Below are 16,552 nucleotides of genomic sequence, written 5' to 3'. Positions count from 1 at the left end.
TCTATGTAATCCGGAAAAAGAAAAAATGGTATAATTGTCATTAGCAAACGGGAGCAGAACCACTGCTTTTTGTGAGATATAACAAGAAAGGGAGGAAACAATAATGATGAAAAAGAAAGTTACAATGTGTCTGTTGGCAGCAACCATGTTAATGGGAATGTTAAGTGGTTGTGGAAAATCTGGTTCATCCGCATCTGGAAAGGAAAAACTTACATTCTGGTTCCCGACTTTTGCGGCTGCAGATGGTGAAGTGACAGATGAGGAATTCTGGAACGAAAAAATGGATGTATTTGAAGAGGAAAACAACTGTGAGGTAAAAGTGGAAATTATTCCGTGGGATAATTACGAAGAGAAATACCTGACAGGAGTAAATTCCAACGATAGTCCGGATGTGGGATATTTGTACATGGAAATGTTCTATGATTACATTGATATGGGAGCACTGTCTGATATAGATAAGTATTTCACAGATGAAGAGAAAGACAATTATCTATACTATGATCTGGGAAATATCCAAGGCAAACAGTATGCACTACCAGTTATAGTAGGAAACCCAAGGATATTGACTGCCAATATGGACATTTTGAAGCAGGCTGGCATTGAGAGGGTTCCTGCCACATGGGATGAACTGAAAGAGGCATGTCAGGCAGTGAAAAAAAATGTACCGGATGTAGCACCTCTTATGGAAGATTGGGGAAATTCGCATTATGGATCTCTGAATTCAATCTACTGGCCCATTTTCTGGGGCGCTGGCGGAGAAATCGTAGATGAGGAAGGAAATCTTACCATTGATACTGAAGCTGGTCTGGAAGCTACCAAATATATTTACAGCCTGAAAGAAGAGGGGCTTTTGCCGGATTCCAGTACCTCCAACGATGATGCACTGGAGCCGTTCAAAAATGGTGAAGCTGCTATGATTTTTAATGCATCCAGTAATGCACTGCAGGTAACAGATATCAACTGGGATTATTCCATTCTTTCAGGACCAGAAAATACTAAGACGTTTGTGGCATCTGACAGTCTGGTAATGTTTAAGAAGTGTGAGAATAAAGAGCTTGCTGCAAAACTGATGAAATATGTAACAAGCAAAGATGTAATGTCTGATTTCCATACAAGAGTATCTGAGCAGCCACCGATTACTTCAGATGATACTTATACAGGAGATGAAAGATTCTCAGATTTATTTACTAACCATGGAGATGAATTCCAGTCACTGCCTGTATTCAAGGGGGCAAGTTCTCTGTATGATACCCTGTTTAAGAACCTGCAGTCTATGATGCTGGGAGAATTGACTCCAGAGGAAGTTCTGAAGAACACCACCGATTACTATAACACAAATCTGAAGTAATTCAAATGAGGAGAACAATATGTCGAGAAAAACGAAAGAGGCAGTACAGGGAGTGATTTACATTCTTCCCAGTTTTGTATTGATTCTGATTTTTTGTATTGTGCCTATTTTCATGTCTGGATTTTTCAGTTTTACAGATTATAATATTATGAATGCTCCAGAGTTTGTAGGGCTTGATAACTATAAAAAAATGTTCCAGGATTCCTATGTCAGAGACGCAGCCAAAAATACACTGCTGTATGTAGTAATGACGGTTCCGGTCCAGACCCTCCTGGCACTGACTTTGGCAGCATTTCTGGCTGAGAAGATGAGAAACAAAACCGGAGGATTTTTGAGAAGCGTTATGTTTATTCCCGTTATTGCTTCCGCAGTAACGGCAGGTACCATCTGGAGAATCATCCTGAATACAGATGGGGGATTTCTGAATAATATTCTGAATTTCTTCCATATCAGTTCCGTAAACTGGCTGGGAAGCACACAGACTTCTCTGTTGAGTATCTGTATCGTGGCGGTATGGAAAAATGTGGGATATTTCCTGGTTATCTATTATGCAGGTATCATGGGAATTCAGAAAGAACTGTATGAAGCAGCCAAAGTAGACGGAGCAACTTCCATACAGCAGTTTACCAAAATTACATTGCCTATACTAAAGCCAATCACTTATTTAGTAGTAACATTGGGCATCATCTGGTCTTTCCAGGTATTTGACCTTGCTTATCTGATGACAGGAGGCGGTCCCGGGCATTCCAGCGTAACCCTGGTTATGGGAATTTATAATGCTGCATTTAAACAGTACAAGATGGGTTATGCCTGCGCAATGGCAATGTTCCTGTTGATCATGATTATTATCATCAATGTAATCGAAGACCTGTTCTTCAAAGAGAAAAGGGAGGCGAAGTAAGAGATGAACGAGAAAAAACAGAAATGGACCGTATTTTCCATCCTTGGTTTGCTGCTTCTGATTCTGTTTGCAGCAATCTGTATCGCACCTTTTATTTACATGGCAATCATGTCCTTTACAAAGTCTACAACATTGATGCTTCATATGAAAGACATCAATTTTACTGATTTTACAAACTTTCAGTATGTATTAGGAAAAAGTGGTTTTATAAGAGCGTTGATTAACAGCATTATTGTAGTATTCTGTTCCTGTCTTTTTAACTGCATTATTGCATCTATGGCAGCTTATGGATTTACAAAAAAGAAATTTCCCGGACGCGAAGTGATTTTCCGTATCTATCTGCTGACTCTGATGATTCCGGGTCAGGTAACCATGATTCCTGTATTTATCATGATGAACAAAGCAGGATTGACCAATACATATTTTGCACTGATTGTAATTATTCTGAATGCGTTTGGTGTGTTCCTGATCCGTCAGTTTATGGACAGTGTTCCAGATGAATTGTTGGAGGCAGCAAAGGTAGATGGATGCCCGGAATACAGAATTTTTATTCAGATTGTTATTCCATTGATTAAGCCGGTACTGATTTCCTTGGTTGTATTTACTTTTGTAACATCCTGGAATGATTTTTTGTGGCCATTGGTATCTACTTCTGATTCCAGTATGTATACACTGACTGTAGCACTGTCTCTGCTGAAAACACAGTATCAGACAAACTATGGCTTAATCATGGCAGGTGCAACGGTTTCTTTCCTGTTCCCGTTCGTTATGTATGTGTTCCTGCAGAAGCAGTTTGTGGAAGGTATTGCACTCAGCGGAATCAAAGGTTAGCATCTATTCGAAAATAATGAGAAGGCCGCGGTGGGAGGGCGGCGGAATTGGAGTCTTATGGAAAAGTTGAAAGTAAAGAAGATTACATCATTGGAGAAAGTATTTCCCTTCAGCGAACCAACCGGGGAGGGGATGGAAGATGTACTGACTGCTCTGAAAGGAGAAACTGTTTCTTTCCAGATGGCATACCATTGGGGTGGCAACAGAAAGGGAAGAGCCCAGATTCAGGCCACATCTCCAGTAAAAGAGCATGTGATGGTGAGAAGTGTAGGGCTTGTGCCTTGTGAATATCCAACACATATAGCTGCTGATGATGACTATTTGACTAGAGAGCCGGGCCTGTATCCGGATCTTCTGAGAGAGGTACAGCCCTGGGGGGTGGAACTGATCAGTGGTCAGTGGAAAAGCCTGTGGGTAGATCTGGATACTGATGGTCTGGAGGCTGGTGACTATCAGATTCGTGTGGATATGGTAGTGGAAGGAACAGTGCAGGGATCTGCAGTGGTGATTGTACAGGTGCTTCCCATGCGGCTTTCCAAAATGCCAGTACCTCATACAGAGTGGCTTCACACAGATTGTCTGGCCAATTATTATGATGTGGAAGTGTTCAGCGAGAAATACTGGCAGATTGTAGAAAACTTTGTTCGTACTGCAGTGAAAAGAAAATGTAATATGCTGCTGACACCTGTGTTCACGCCGCCGCTGGATACTGAGATAGGAGGCCAGCGCCGTACGGTACAGTTAGTGGATGTGACTGTAACTACAGATGGATATCAGTTTGGATTTGACAGATTTGAGCGTTGGGTTGAGATGTGCAGGCGTTGCGGAATCCGATATTATGAGATATCTCACCTGTTTAGCCAGTGGGGCGCTGCCATGGCACCTAAGATTATGGGGAATAAAGATGGCAAACAGATACAGTTGTTTGGATGGGATACCGATGCGATAGGGGCAGAGTATGGAGAATTTATGCATCAGTTCCTGATTGCTTTTAAAGCAGAACTGGAAAAAATGGATATCAGCAAGGTAACATATTTCCATGTATCAGATGAACCAAACGAAAGTCAGTTTGAATCCTATAAGGCAGCAAAAGAACTGATGGAGAAAGATTTGGAAGGATATGAGATGATCGATGCTCTGTCAGATTACAGCTTTTATGAGAAAGGTGTAGTTTCTCAGCCGGTGTGTGCACTGGATCATATTCAGCCATTTCTTGAGAAACGTCCAGAAAAATTATGGGGATATTACTGCACGGCACAGTATCTGGATGTGTCTAACCGATTTATTGTACAGCCGGGATATCGAACCAGGATTTTGGGGGCTCAGATGTACAAGTATCAGCTGAATGGATTTTTACATTGGGGATATAACTTCTATAATGCAGAACATTCCATTTTCCCCATTGATCCTTATCGTTGTACGGATGCAGCAGGAGCATTTCCATCGGGGGATCCATTCCTGGTATATCCGGGTAAAGATGGTAATCCGGAAGAGTCTATCCGTATGATGCTGATGGATGAGGCCATGAGTGATCTATGTGCCATGAAATGCTTGGAAGAACTGGCAGGAAGAGACGCGGTTATGAAATGCATCGAACCGGAAGGGGGAGAAAAGGTTGAATTTAAATCGTATCCGAGAAGTATCTCCTATCTGACAGGAATGAGAAAGAGGATCAATCAAGAAATTGCAAAATACTGCAGATAAAAACAATTGATTCAGTTGAATACCTCATAGACTATGGAACGCCACAAAAAAGCGTTCCATAGTCTATTGTTACAATCAGGGAATAAAGGCAGCAAAATAAAATTGTAACTGGGGCTAGCCGTCGCGCTAGCAACATGGTACAATAGATGTGGATTGTTTCGTATCCGTTTAAGGGTTATGGCCGCCGGCGGCCATAAGTATGAAATCAATTGACATCTGGAGTGATTTGTTATGGCAAGTTATGAAAGTATTACATTAAAAGAGAATCTTCATATCCGTAAGATTTATTCCATACATTACTTTGAATATATGAAAGATTATGTGTTTGAAGGAGAATCCCATGATTTCTGGGAACTGGTCTGTGTAGACAGCGGAAGTATCTATGTCACTGCCGGTGATAAAGAGCTGTTGCTGGCTCCCAATGAAATGATTTTTCACAAGCCTAATGAATTTCATGCATTACGTGGGGATGGTGTATCTTCACCCAACTTGATAGTCATATCTTTTGAATGTAAGGATCCATGTATGAGATTTTTTGAAGATCGTATCGTATCTCTGAATCAGAACGAACGTTTCTATCTGGGACAGATTATTTCAGAGACGCGGCGAACCTTTTATACACCACTGAATAATCCGTATATCTGTTTGTTAGAGAGGAACTCCATTCAAGAATTCGGTAGCGAACAGATGATTGCTCTGTCTCTGGAACTTCTGTTGATTAGCCTGCGGCGAAGATACGATACTCCCACTGCTCCTCCAATCCCTCTGCAGTCGCTCTCAGACCATCCAATGCTCCATAGGGACAGAGACGAACTGTTTCAGGAGATTATTCAATATTTAAAGCGGAATATATTTGAACATTTAACAGTTGTCCAAATCTGTAAAGATAATTCTGTGGGGCGTTCACAGCTTCAGAAACTGTTTCACGAAAAACTGGGTTGTGGTGTTATCAACTATTTCTGTCAGCTAAAAATTGAGACTGCTCGAAAACTGATTAGGGAAAAAAGATACAATTACACTCAGATTTCTGATATTCTGGGATACTCTTCCTATCAATATTTTTCTTTACAATTTAAGAAATTTACCCGAATGACTCCCTCGGAGTATGCTTCTTCTGTGAAAAGTTTTTCGGAGGCAGAGACGAAGATTACCTTATCGTAATAGCAGTAAGGGATAAAGAGAACAGGGATGGAAACCGCATCTTGCGGCCCCATCCCTGTTTCTTTTCATGCTTCTTTGTTTTCCAGTTGTTTTTTATGCTTTACCATCAGCTTATTGATCCTCTCAACCGGATTCAGCAGCTTGCTGATAGAGGCATCGTGGTTCAGGGTATCAATGAGCAGAGCAATATATTTGCTCATATCGCAGTTTACATAATATTCTTTCTGCAGAAGCTCATCAGACTGGTACACCAGATTGGTGGTGAGCAGTCTGTCGAAATCACCTCTCGCGAAGGCTTTGTCGAATTTTTCCATTCCATTTGTGAAGAGTCCGAAGGTGGAGCACATGAAGATCTTACCTGCTCCTTTGTTCTTCAGAAGTGCGGCAACTTCCAGCATGCTGTCGCCGGAGGAGATCATGTCATCAATAATGATCATATTCTTGCCCGCAACATCGGTTCCCAGAAACTCATGGGCAACGATAGGATTGCGGCCGTCAATGATAGTGGAGTAATCACGGCGTTTGTAGAACATACCCATATCCACGCCCAGTACGTTGGCCAGATAGATGGCACGTCCGGTACCGCCGGCATCGGGGCTGATCACCATGGTGTTGTCACTGGTTATCTCAAGGTCAGGTTCTGCCTTGAAAAGACCTTTGATAAACTGGTAGGACGGCTGTACCGTCTCAAAGCCGTGCAGAGGGATGGAATTCTGCACGCGGGGGTCATGGGCATCAAAGGTAATGATATTGTCCACACCCATGTTCACTAACTCCTGCAGAGCAATGGCACAGTCCAGGGATTCCCTGCCTGAGCGCTTGTGCTGGCGGCTCTCGTAGAGAAAGGGCATGATGACATTGATACGTCTGGCCTTTCCGCCGATGGCAGCAATGACGCGCTTGAGGTCCTGGAAGTGATCATCCGGTGACATGTGGTTTGTGTGGCCGCAGAGGGAATAGGTGAGGCTGTGGTTGCACACATCCACCATGACATAGATATCATCGCCGCGTACGGACTCGCCCAGAATGCCCTTTGCCTCTCCGCTTCCAAAGCGGGGGGTCTGTGCTTTGACCAGGTAAGAGTCCCGTTCATAGCCTTCAAACTCCAGGTTCTTTTGCTCCTGATGTTCACGGTCCCTGCGCCATTTTACAATGTAGTCATCGACCCTGGAACCCAGTTTTTCACAGCTTTTCAGCGGTATGATGCCAAGGCGGCCTACGGGAAGGGAATCTAAGGGAGTTGCATCTTTTGGTGACATGTTTTACTTTCCTCCTAAAAGTTTTTTTTGGATTCTTATATCATTTCCGACCAGCTTCAGCATGGTGTAATTGCTGGAAATCCTGGAGAAGATACGCTCGGAATATGTCTCCAGAAAATCATCCATGGCAAGGTTGGTGGAAATGATAGTAGATTTATGGTTCATGATGCGTTCATTGATGCAGCAGAAAAGCTGGCTTGCCACGAAATTATTGGTAAGCTCGGTTCCCAGATCGTCAATGATGAGCAGGTCGCAGTCATAGATGAACCCGGCCACATCAGAGGCGGCTGCATCCTTCTGGAAGGTATTCTTCGCCAACAGGTCGAAGAGGTCAAAGGATGAAAAATACAGCACAAAATACGCCCTGTCAATGAGTTCCTTGGCAATACAGTGGGAGAGGTAGGTCTTTCCCACACCTGTGTCGCCGTAGAAGAACAGGCCGCACGGATGCTCCTGAAAACGGTCAATAAAATCCCAGGCCTTATCCACTGCGTCCTGAGCCGTCTCCAGTGCACTGAGGCCGGTGGCAGGGTTGGTGATGTCCTGAGGATAATATTCAAAGGAAAAGTTCTCAAAGTTCTCTGTTTCAAGTATTTCCCTGATATTGGACTGTATATACAGTAAATCTACAGCGGCTTTCTTAAAACAGGAACATTTCTGATTCTCTACATAGCCGGTGTCCTTACAGAACGGGCAGTCATACTTCAGTTCCAGATAGTCAGGCGGATAGCCGTGGATCTGCAGAAGGGCGGTCCGCTCTTCGGACAGCTCCGCAATGGCGGCGGAGAGGTCAAAGTCATCCTTGGGTGAGGGGAGCAGCAGAGCCCTTGCCTTTTTCAGACTCAGGGATGCGATCTCTCCGTCGATTTCCTGGAGACGTGGAATCTTATCATAAGCCTGCCGGATGTGTTCATCCTGCTCATGCTTGTGATTCAGTTGTTTCTCGTTGTATGCGCGCATCAGCGCATCGTATTGGAAATTATTCAGCGACACAGTACTCTCCTTAATTGCGTTCCGTTGTGTAACTGTTCAGTATTCTTACAGCCAGCGTAGTAAATGCGCAGACCTGCCTGCTGAATCGTTACTCCGCTATTTCAGTAATTGCTTTTCCAGTTCGTCCACATTGTAGGTGCGTTGGTGGAAGTTGTTGAATTTATTTTTGGATGGTGCCGGTTTCGGACGTGCAGCGCTGTTCTCGGCCTTGGCGGCCTTCTGCTGACGGCGGTCCTCGTCCAGCTTGTCTATATCAGACAGATGTCTGACGCCTTTTTTCTGCCAGTTGTGCAGAATGGAATCCGCGTAGGCAAAATTGGGCTGTCCTGTGGCAATGACAGTACGGCTGCAGGCCGCGGATATGACATCCAGCGTAAAGGCGTACTCATTGAGCCAGAGGTTCATATAACGGATCTCCTCGTCCACGGGGTTCCGGTTCTTGATGCCGAAAGCCTTGAGGATAGCAAAGAAATTCCTGTTATAGGTATTGGTCTCCTGCTTGGCCTGTTCTACAGTAGTGATCTTCTGCTCTGCCCAGGCAAGAGCCACGGTTTCGATATAGCGGATACTGCGGCTTCCCTTGGAGACACAGTATTCGATCAGATACTCCATCAGATCCTTTGAGAAATGCAGCTCTTCATAAAAGTACAGGAGCTTGTTGATCTCTGTGGGAGTCAGGGTCTTCCCCAGATATTGTTCCGCAATAAACAGAAGTTCAATCACGTCTTCCCGGCCGGACAGTTCTTTTACTTTGTCGGGAGACAGGGCCTTCTGCCCGGAAGGCTGTACTTTTTCCCTGGAGGCTGCCGCCTCGGGCACAGCCGGAGACAGAGCTTTGGCCTTTGGAGCCGTATTAGGCCTGGCCGGCGCAGCTTTAGCTCCGCCTGTGAGGGAACACAGCCGGAGTTCTTTTAAATTACCGCGTCCGTCGAAGGTCACATCAAGGACGCCTGTATTTTTCCAGTATTTTAATGCGCGGAGCACATCATTTTCCGTACAGTTAAAGATATCGGCAATAGATGACAGCTCCAGAGCGGTGCCGGATACAGAAGCACTGCGCAGAAGCCAGAGATATATTTTGACAAATTCTCCGTTGGCCTGCGGCATATAAGTATCCAGAAAATAGTTGGAGACAAAAGTAAAGTCTCCGGGAAAATCATTATGTATGATGAACTGTCCCATGTCTAACATCCTTTTCTATCCTGAAATCCAGTTAGCCGAAAAGATTCCGGCACGACAAACAGGAAAACAACTTTTCATGTACGCCCAGCGCAGACATGTAAAAAAGGTCCGCCCAAGCAAGTGTTTCCCCGTCTTTTGTAAGTATAACATATAATTTTTGAAAAGAGAATATGCATTTTTTAGGAGAGGCGTCTGCTTAGATGTGTTGAAAACTTTGTGGGAAATGTGGATAATGTGGATAAAAAAGTGGAGTATTTTTATTGGCAACCGAAAAATGTCGAAAAGATAGGGATTTTAAAGGTTTACATCAAATTATGTAACATTATTATGTTAACTGGCTTATACCCAAAAAAATCCACATGCTTATTCTGGAGTAAATGTGTATAAGCATGTGGATAATGTGGATAACTTTACATTCCTAACAGGTTTTCGCCGATTTTATACACATCTCCGGCACCCATAGTTATCAACAAATCGTCGTGGATACAATTTTTTAATAAAAATTCTTCTATCTCATCAAATGTGGAAAAATAATACGCATCTGTACCAAGGGAGGCCACCAGATCCCGCAGATTTTGGGATGAGATTCCCAGGTTGTCGGTTTCCCGCGCAGCGTATATGTCAGCCAGAACCACTTTGTCGGCCAGTGTCAGGGCCTCCGCAAACTCGTGCATCAGGGCTTTTGTCCTGGTATACGTATGCGGCTGGAAGACACACCAGGTTGTTCTGTGCGGATAATTCTTGGCTGTGCGCAGTGTGGCGGCGATTTCTGTCGGATGATGGGCATAGTCGTCGATGATGGTGACGCCGCCCACTTTGCCCTTGTACTGGAAACGCCTGTCAGTACCGCCGAAGTGCAGAAGTCCTTTCTGAATATCCTCCATGGAAAGGCCGAGCTTCTCACCAAGGGCTATGGCAGACAGGGCATTGGCAGCGTTGTGGACTCCGGGAACAGACAGAGAGAACCGGCCAAGCACCTCATCACCTTTTACGCAGTCAAAGGAAGCGTGGGCAAATTCATCAAAGGTAATGTTTTTGGCCATGTAATCAGCCGTGTGCTCCAGTCCGCAGGTGATGATCTCACAGGAAAGGTCTTTGGTGATCTCCTCATAATCCGGAATATCGCTGCTGATGATCAGGGTTCCGTCAGCGGGCAGCTTCTCTGCAAACAGCTTAAAGGAATGGCGGATATCGTCCAGGTCCTTGAAGAAATCCAGATGGTCCGCGTCAATATTCAGGATGATGCTGATCTTGGGGAAAAAGCTCAGAAAGCTGTTGGTGTACTCACAGGCCTCTGTGACAAAGGTCTCGGACCGGCCCACACGGATATTGCCGTGAATGGCAGGCAGTATTCCGCCCACAGAGATCGTAGGGTCGGCATCAGCCTCCAGAAGGATGTGTGAAATCATGGAAGTGGTGGTGGTTTTGCCGTGTGTGCCTGATACAGCCACAGGTATTTCATAGTTCTTCATAATCTGTCCCAGAAGCTCCGCTCTTGTGAGCATAGGGAGCCCTTTTTGGCGGGCACATGCAAACTCCGGATTGTCCTCGTGGATGGCGGCTGTATAGACAACCAGTTCAATGTCATCTGTGATATTGGAAGCGCGCTGGCCAATGCGGACAGTGGCGCCAAGGCTCTCCAGATGGGCAGTCAGTTCCGACTTTCTGGAGTCTGAACCTGATATGGGGAAACCTTCTTTTAAAAGAATTTCAGCCAGGCCACTCATGCTGATGCCGCCGATGCCGATGAAGTGAATGTGCAGCGGCTTATTAAAATCTATCTGATACATAAGGTTGTGCTTCCTTTCTCTTCTTTATTATTATATGGGGCAGTGTCAATGGGACACTGTTTGCGTTTATTATACCTAAAAAGAGTACAAAATGAAACCCCCAGTTATAGAAATGGTTACAGACAGGTAAAATGTCACAAAAACTAATGTAAAGTCGAAAAAAAATTGTTAAAATTGTTCACAATTATGATTTAATGTGGTATAATAAAAAAATCATAGAATATACAAGAGGTGATTGCATGATTAAGAAAGAGATGATTGCAATGTTGCTCGCAGGTGGACAAGGCAGCAGATTGGGCGTACTGACTGCAAAAGTCGCAAAACCCGCAGTAACATTCGGGGGAAAATACAGAATAATTGATTTCCCGCTGAGTAACTGCATTAATTCAGGAGTTGATACCGTAGGTGTACTGACGCAGTACCAGCCGCTTCGCCTGAATACTCATATCGGCATCGGTATTCCGTGGGATCTCGATAAGAATGTTGGGGGCGTATCCATTCTTCCGCCATACGAGAAGAAGACGGATACGGAATGGTATACAGGAACTGCAAACGCTATCTACCAGAACATGGCATATATGGAGGAGTTCAATCCCGATTATGTGCTGATCCTGGGCGGCGACCACATTTATAAAATGGACTATGAGGTAATGTTGGATTACCACAAAGCAAACAAAGCTGATGTCACACTGGCATGTATGCCTGTTCCGTGGGAGGAGGCAAGCCGCTTTGGTCTTGCTATCACAGATGAGTCAGGACGCGTTACGGATTTTGAGGAGAAACCGGAGCATCCGAAGAGCAATCTGGCATCCATGGGTATTTACATTTTCAGCTGGCCGGTACTGAAGGAAGCCCTTCTCGCACTGAAAGACCAGCCCGGATGTGACTTTGGCAAACATATCCTTCCGTACTGCAAGGAAAAAGGCCAGCGCCTCTTTGCCTATGAGTACAACGGATACTGGAAAGATGTCGGAACACTGGGGTCCTATTGGGAAGCCAATATGGAGCTGATCGATATCATTCCTGAATTTAATTTATATGAAGAGTTCTGGAAGATTTATACCAAGAGTGATATTATTCCTCCGCAGTATATTTCCGCTGACGCTGTGGTGGAGAGAAGTATAGTGGGAGAGGGAACTGAGATATACGGCGAGGTACATAATTCCGTTATTGGTGCAGGCGTCGTTATTAAAAAGGGCGCAGTTGTGCGCGATTCCATTATCATGAAACAGTCCTTTATCGGTGAAAACTGTGTGATAGACAAGGCCATCATTGCTGAGAATGTCACAGTGGGGGACAATGTAGTCATGGGTATCGGCGAGGAGGTTCCGAACAAGGAAAAACCGGGCGTTTACTCCTTTGGCCTTGTAACTGTGGGAGAGAACACAGTAATTCCGTCTGATGTGAAGATCGGCAAGAATACAGCCATTGTTGGCGAGACAACCGGCGAAGACTATCCGGACGGCATACTGGAGAGCGGCGAAACATTGAATAAGGAAGGTGAGACAGCATGAGAGCAATAGGTATTATTCTTGCCGGCGGCAATAACAATAAAATGAGAGAGTTATCACAGAAAAGAGCGATTGCGGCAATGCCCATCGCCGGAAGTTACCGCAGCATAGACTTTGCGCTTAGCAACATGTCAAATTCCCATATTCAAAAAGTTGCGGTTCTGACACAGTATAATGCCCGTTCCCTGAATGAGCATCTGAGCTCATCCAAATGGTGGGATTTCGGCAGAAAGCAGGGAGGTCTCTACACCTTCACACCGACCATTACTGCTGACAACAGCTTCTGGTACAGAGGCACAGCAGATGCCATGATCCAGAACCTGAATTTCCTCAAATCAAGCCACGAGCCTTATGTGGTGATCGCATCCGGCGACGGTGTGTACAAGCTGGATTTCAATAAAGTTCTGGAGTACCATATTGCAAAGCGCGCGGACATTACAGTTGTCTGTACAGATGTGTATGGGGATGACACTACCAGATTCGGCTGCCTGAAAATGAATGAGGACAGCAGAATCGAAGAATTTGAAGAGAAACCCATGGTTACACGCACCAATACTGTCTCCACCGGTATCTATGTGATCAGAAGAAGACAGCTTATTGAGCTTCTGGAAAAATGTGCACAGGAAGACAGATATGATTTTGTAAAAGATATTCTCATCCGTTATAAGAACCTGAAGAGAATCTATGGCTATAAGATCAATACTTACTGGAGCAACATTTCCACTGTGGAATCTTACTATAGAACCAATATGGACTTCCTGAAACCAAAAGTAAGAGATTACTTCTTCAATCAGTACCCTGGAGTACAGTCCAAGATTGATGATCTGCCTCCGGCAAAATATAATCCCGGTTCAGATGTGAAGAACAGTCTGGTTTCCAGCGGATGTATCATCAACGGACAGGTTGAAAACTCTGTTCTGTTTAAGAAAGTATTTGTAGGCAATAACTGCGTGATCAAGAATTCCATTATTCTCAACGACGTGTATCTGGGGGATAATACCCACATTGAGAACTGTATCGTGGAGAGCCGTGATACGATCCGTGCCAATTCCTACTATTGCGGTGAGGACGGCATTAAGATCGTAGTGGAGAAGAACGAGCGTTATGTACTATAAGAAAATACACAAGTAAAAAGTGTGCAGGGTGCAGTGACATCATAAGCAGGACTTTTTAAGAATGGCATATGAAAGGGGAAGGTTTTTATGAACATCACAGATGTAAGAGTAAGAAGAGTTGCGAAGGAAGGTAAGATGAAAGCTGTTGTCTCCATTACAATCGATGAAGAATTTGTAGTGCATGACATCAAGGTTATCGAAGGGGAGAAAGGTTTGTTCATTGCCATGCCCAGCCGTAAAGCAACCGACGGTGAGTACAGGGACATCGCACATCCGATTAACTCTGAAACCCGTGAAAGAATCCAGGGCATTATTTTGGAAAAATACGAACAGGTGCTCGCCGAGGAACCTGTGGAAGCTGAAGCTGAAGCATAGAAAGTATAAAAAGCCGTTTGCATTCTGCAGGCGGCTTTTTTTGCGCTGTGCAAAGGAAAATGAAAAGTACAAAAGTGGCAGGAGCAGAAAGTCATTTTTTGTACCCCGCAGACGTAGTGAAGAGTCAGGAGAAAAGATACAATAGAATCAGAAAAGGTAACTATTCAGCCAGCTGAATCGTTACGGGTATTCGCCCATTAAAAATCGCTTCGCGATGGGGCGAATACCTGCCACCACTACTCTTTTGCACGGTCAGCGCAGTAAATGCGCAGACCTGACTGAACAGTTACCAGAAAAGTTCATTGTTCTGTCCGGCCGCATATGTGATTTTGATGCCGGGCAGCATCTGATCACAAGAAGGAGGATACAATATGGCAAAAATGACAGAGAAGACCAATTATCTCATGACTCTGCGGGGAGAACAGCCGGAGTGGGTTCCGACCTATAGTTTCGGCCCTATGCCCAATATGACCAGACCCTGTACATCCTGTATGCTGGAGCCTGAAATCGTGGCGTATTTCCGTTTTCAGGGAGGCGGCAAGGACTGCTGGGGTGTTACCTATGTCCCCACAAGAGAGACCGGAAATGCCCTGCTTCCAAAACCCGGCGAATTTATCCTGGATGACATTACGAAGTGGCGGGATGTGATCAAAGCACCCTCCCTGGAAGGGGTAGACTGGGAAGCCATGGCGAAAAAACAACTGGAGGGTTTTTACCGCCAGGGGGTAAACCGGGAGGATACAGCCATAGCCCTGAATCTTCACGTGGGATATTTCCAGAACCTGATGGCTTTCATGGGATTTACGGAAGGTCTCTGTGCCATGGCGGAGGAACCGGAGGAGGTATACGCGCTTTTTGACTACATGTGTGATTTTTATACGGAGATCACACGGCAGATCATCGGTTATGTGAAGCCTGATGTGCTGACCCTTATGGATGACACGGCTGCCTGGAGAGCTCCTTTTATCTCCCAGCAGATGTATCATGACCTGGTACTGCCCTTCCACAACAGACAGGCAAAATTCGGGCGTGATCTGGGAATCCCCATTACCATGCATAACTGCGGCAAGGCAGAACCTTTCATTGAGGATTGGCTCTCCATCGGCGTCAATGCCTGGGACCCGGCGCAGACTTGTAATGACCTGACGGGAATCAAAGAGAAGTACGGCAACAAACTGGTGATCATGGGTGGATTCGACCCGCGCGACCATCTGGCTGACCCGAATGTGACAGAAGAGGAAATACGGCAGGCTGTAAGGGATACCATGGACCGCCTGGCACCGGGCGGCGGTTTCTGCTGGTGCGGCGGATATCTGGGGGCAATCGATGATCCCGAAGTAATAAGAAAAAATGGTATCTTGTTTGATGAAGTATTCCGTTACGGTGATGCGTTCTATAAAAAGTGATGCATTGCATGAAAAGTGATACGGCAGTGATGCAGGAAGAAGTGATGATAAATGAAGGTATTGATATTAGGCGGTTTTCTGGGATCAGGTAAGACAACGCTCCTCCTCCAGCTTGCCCGCTATCTGGTGGACAGTTCCGGGTCAGGCAGTGCCTATAAAGTGGTGATCCTGGAAAATGAGGTGGGAAGAGAAGGGATAGATGACAAGCTTCTGCGGGGAAACGGATTTAACGTGGAGAATCTCTTCAATGGCTGTGCCTGCTGTACTCTGGCGGGAGAACTGGTCTCCGCTGCCTATGAGATTGAAAAGCAGTATACTCCTGACTGGCTGATCGTGGAGACAACGGGTCTGGCATATCCGGGGCTGATACAGGATAACCTGGCGGCAGGGATCGGAATGGAATCACGTGTCTGTACGGTAGTGGATGTATCCAGATGGAAACGGCTTCTGAATGCCATGCGGGAACTTTTTGTGGGGCAGACAGAGCGTGCAGACGTAGTTCTCATGAATAAGGCAGATCTGGTGTCCGAGGATGTGCTCAGGACAGTGGAGAAGGATATTGCGGAGATGAACCCGAATGCCGCGCGGATCGCTACCTCAGCAGTCGGCCATGTGGAGGAACATGTGTGGGATATGGTGATGGGAGTGACGGATAATGATTGAAGATGAAAAAAATATGCAGAGGCAGCATGAACATGGACATGACCATGGAGCAGAAGGTCACCAAATGTGCGGACATGATCATACAGCGGAAGGTCATGAAACGTGTGGACATGATCATACAGCGGAAGGTCACCAAATGTGCGGACATGACCATATAGCAGAAGGTCATGAAACGTGCGGACATGATCATACAGCGGAAGGTCACGGAACGTGCGGTCACGATCATGCCGGGGACGGTCATCATGTACACGAACATCATCATGACGAAGCATGTCAATGCCCTTCATGTACGCAGAAAAAAGAAAAACTGAAA

16 protein-coding genes are annotated in these 16,552 nt (G+C 45.3%); 12 read left to right on the top strand and 4 right to left on the bottom strand.

Going from position 1 to position 16,552, the window contains the following annotated elements:
- Window positions 1-103 precede the first annotated feature (103 nt).
- The 5 genes from LC508_RS15615 to LC508_RS15595 all read left to right on the top strand — a co-directional run bounded on the left by LC508_RS15615 (window position 104) and on the right by LC508_RS15595 (window position 5,945).
- Entirely contained in the window at window positions 104-1,348 is a 1,245-nt protein-coding gene (locus tag LC508_RS15615; RefSeq protein WP_103731071.1) for an ABC transporter substrate-binding protein, read from the top strand.
- 19 nt (window positions 1,349-1,367) lie between these two features.
- Window positions 1,368-2,249, top strand: coding sequence for a carbohydrate ABC transporter permease (locus tag LC508_RS15610; protein ID WP_103731070.1), 882 nt, complete (start codon window positions 1,368-1,370; stop codon window positions 2,247-2,249).
- A gap of 3 nt (window positions 2,250-2,252) precedes the next feature.
- On the top strand, window positions 2,253-3,080 hold the full coding sequence (locus LC508_RS15605) for a carbohydrate ABC transporter permease (protein ID WP_103731069.1): 828 nt from the start codon (window positions 2,253-2,255) through the stop codon (window positions 3,078-3,080).
- Between the two features lie 57 nt (window positions 3,081-3,137).
- On the top strand, window positions 3,138-4,784 hold the full coding sequence (locus LC508_RS15600; protein ID WP_103731068.1) for a DUF4091 domain-containing protein: 1,647 nt from the start codon (window positions 3,138-3,140) through the stop codon (window positions 4,782-4,784).
- A gap of 231 nt (window positions 4,785-5,015) precedes the next feature.
- Window positions 5,016-5,945, top strand: coding sequence for a helix-turn-helix domain-containing protein (locus LC508_RS15595; protein WP_103731067.1), 930 nt, complete (start codon window positions 5,016-5,018; stop codon window positions 5,943-5,945).
- A 65-nt stretch (window positions 5,946-6,010) separates the two neighbouring features.
- Here the strand turns inward: LC508_RS15595 and LC508_RS15590 are convergent, their stop codons facing one another.
- The 4 genes from LC508_RS15590 to murC form a co-directional block, all read right to left on the bottom strand.
- Complete coding sequence (locus LC508_RS15590; protein WP_103731066.1) at window positions 6,011-7,204, bottom strand: ribose-phosphate pyrophosphokinase; 1,194 nt, start codon at window positions 7,202-7,204, stop codon at window positions 6,011-6,013.
- Between the two features lie 3 nt (window positions 7,205-7,207).
- Window positions 7,208-8,197: an ATP-binding protein gene (locus tag LC508_RS15585; RefSeq protein ID WP_054353095.1), complete on the bottom strand. Its 990-nt coding sequence runs from the start codon at window positions 8,195-8,197 to the stop codon at window positions 7,208-7,210.
- 96 nt (window positions 8,198-8,293) lie between these two features.
- Window positions 8,294-9,388 carry a DnaD domain protein gene (locus LC508_RS15580; RefSeq protein ID WP_306799930.1) on the bottom strand — a complete coding sequence of 365 codons (1,095 nt, stop codon included), beginning with the start codon at window positions 9,386-9,388 and terminating at the stop codon, window positions 8,294-8,296.
- Between the two features lie 401 nt (window positions 9,389-9,789).
- Window positions 9,790-11,169: a UDP-N-acetylmuramate--L-alanine ligase gene (gene murC / locus LC508_RS15575; RefSeq protein ID WP_103731065.1), complete on the bottom strand. Its 1,380-nt coding sequence runs from the start codon at window positions 11,167-11,169 to the stop codon at window positions 9,790-9,792.
- Window positions 11,170-11,408: 239 nt separating this feature from the next.
- Between murC and LC508_RS15570 the strand changes: the two genes are divergently transcribed.
- From LC508_RS15570 to LC508_RS15540, 7 genes are all read left to right on the top strand, one after another.
- Window positions 11,409-12,683, top strand: coding sequence for a glucose-1-phosphate adenylyltransferase (locus LC508_RS15570; RefSeq protein ID WP_033142015.1), 1,275 nt, complete (start codon window positions 11,409-11,411; stop codon window positions 12,681-12,683).
- Window positions 12,680-13,795, top strand: a complete 1,116-nt coding sequence (gene glgD, locus LC508_RS15565; protein ID WP_033142016.1) for a glucose-1-phosphate adenylyltransferase subunit GlgD — start codon at window positions 12,680-12,682, stop codon at window positions 13,793-13,795. The genes LC508_RS15570 and glgD overlap by 4 nt, the downstream gene beginning before the upstream one ends.
- A gap of 87 nt (window positions 13,796-13,882) precedes the next feature.
- Window positions 13,883-14,170 carry a septation regulator SpoVG gene (spoVG, locus tag LC508_RS15560; RefSeq protein ID WP_033142017.1) on the top strand — a complete coding sequence of 96 codons (288 nt, stop codon included), beginning with the start codon at window positions 13,883-13,885 and terminating at the stop codon, window positions 14,168-14,170.
- 371 nt (window positions 14,171-14,541) lie between these two features.
- Window positions 14,542-15,576, top strand: a complete 1,035-nt coding sequence (locus LC508_RS15555; protein WP_033143854.1) for a veratrol--corrinoid protein metyltransferase — start codon at window positions 14,542-14,544, stop codon at window positions 15,574-15,576.
- Window positions 15,577-15,627: 51 nt separating this feature from the next.
- On the top strand, window positions 15,628-16,239 hold the full coding sequence (locus tag LC508_RS15550; RefSeq protein WP_033143853.1) for a GTP-binding protein: 612 nt from the start codon (window positions 15,628-15,630) through the stop codon (window positions 16,237-16,239).
- Window positions 16,240-16,241: 2 nt separating this feature from the next.
- Window positions 16,242-16,397: a hypothetical protein gene (locus LC508_RS15545; RefSeq protein ID WP_158588590.1), complete on the top strand. Its 156-nt coding sequence runs from the start codon at window positions 16,242-16,244 to the stop codon at window positions 16,395-16,397.
- Between the two features lie 9 nt (window positions 16,398-16,406).
- Entirely contained in the window at window positions 16,407-16,550 is a 144-nt protein-coding gene (locus tag LC508_RS15540; RefSeq protein ID WP_158587332.1) for a hypothetical protein, read from the top strand.
- Window positions 16,551-16,552: the final 2 nt, after the last annotated feature.

This window comes from Blautia parvula (assembly GCF_020215665.1).
Taxonomy (GTDB): domain Bacteria; phylum Bacillota; class Clostridia; order Lachnospirales; family Lachnospiraceae; genus Blautia; species Blautia celeris.
The sequence above is the reverse complement of the archived record's forward strand: the minus strand, read 5'-3'. Positions and strand labels throughout refer to the sequence as shown.

Bases quoted from the DNA above. Each gene is read 5' to 3' on its own strand.
- LC508_RS15615 (WP_103731071.1), top strand. From the start codon at position 104: ATGATGAAAAAGAAAGTTACAATGTGTCTGTTGGCAGCAACCATGTTA.
- LC508_RS15610 (WP_103731070.1), top strand. From the start codon at position 1,368: ATGTCGAGAAAAACGAAAGAGGCAGTACAGGGAGTGATTTACATTCTT.
- LC508_RS15605 (WP_103731069.1), top strand. From the start codon at position 2,253: ATGAACGAGAAAAAACAGAAATGGACCGTATTTTCCATCCTTGGTTTG.
- LC508_RS15600 (WP_103731068.1), top strand. From the start codon at position 3,138: ATGGAAAAGTTGAAAGTAAAGAAGATTACATCATTGGAGAAAGTATTT.
- LC508_RS15595 (WP_103731067.1), top strand. From the start codon at position 5,016: ATGGCAAGTTATGAAAGTATTACATTAAAAGAGAATCTTCATATCCGT.
- LC508_RS15590 (WP_103731066.1), bottom strand. From the start codon at position 7,204: ATGTCACCAAAAGATGCAACTCCCTTAGATTCCCTTCCCGTAGGCCGC.
- LC508_RS15580 (WP_306799930.1), bottom strand. From the start codon at position 9,388: ATGTTAGACATGGGACAGTTCATCATACATAATGATTTTCCCGGAGAC.
- murC (WP_103731065.1), bottom strand. From the start codon at position 11,169: ATGTATCAGATAGATTTTAATAAGCCGCTGCACATTCACTTCATCGGC.
- LC508_RS15570 (WP_033142015.1), top strand. From the start codon at position 11,409: ATGATTAAGAAAGAGATGATTGCAATGTTGCTCGCAGGTGGACAAGGC.
- glgD (WP_033142016.1), top strand. From the start codon at position 12,680: ATGAGAGCAATAGGTATTATTCTTGCCGGCGGCAATAACAATAAAATG.
- spoVG (WP_033142017.1), top strand. From the start codon at position 13,883: ATGAACATCACAGATGTAAGAGTAAGAAGAGTTGCGAAGGAAGGTAAG.
- LC508_RS15555 (WP_033143854.1), top strand. From the start codon at position 14,542: ATGGCAAAAATGACAGAGAAGACCAATTATCTCATGACTCTGCGGGGA.
- LC508_RS15550 (WP_033143853.1), top strand. From the start codon at position 15,628: ATGAAGGTATTGATATTAGGCGGTTTTCTGGGATCAGGTAAGACAACG.
- LC508_RS15545 (WP_158588590.1), top strand. From the start codon at position 16,242: ATGAAAAAAATATGCAGAGGCAGCATGAACATGGACATGACCATGGAG.
- LC508_RS15540 (WP_158587332.1), top strand. From the start codon at position 16,407: ATGAAACGTGCGGACATGATCATACAGCGGAAGGTCACGGAACGTGCG.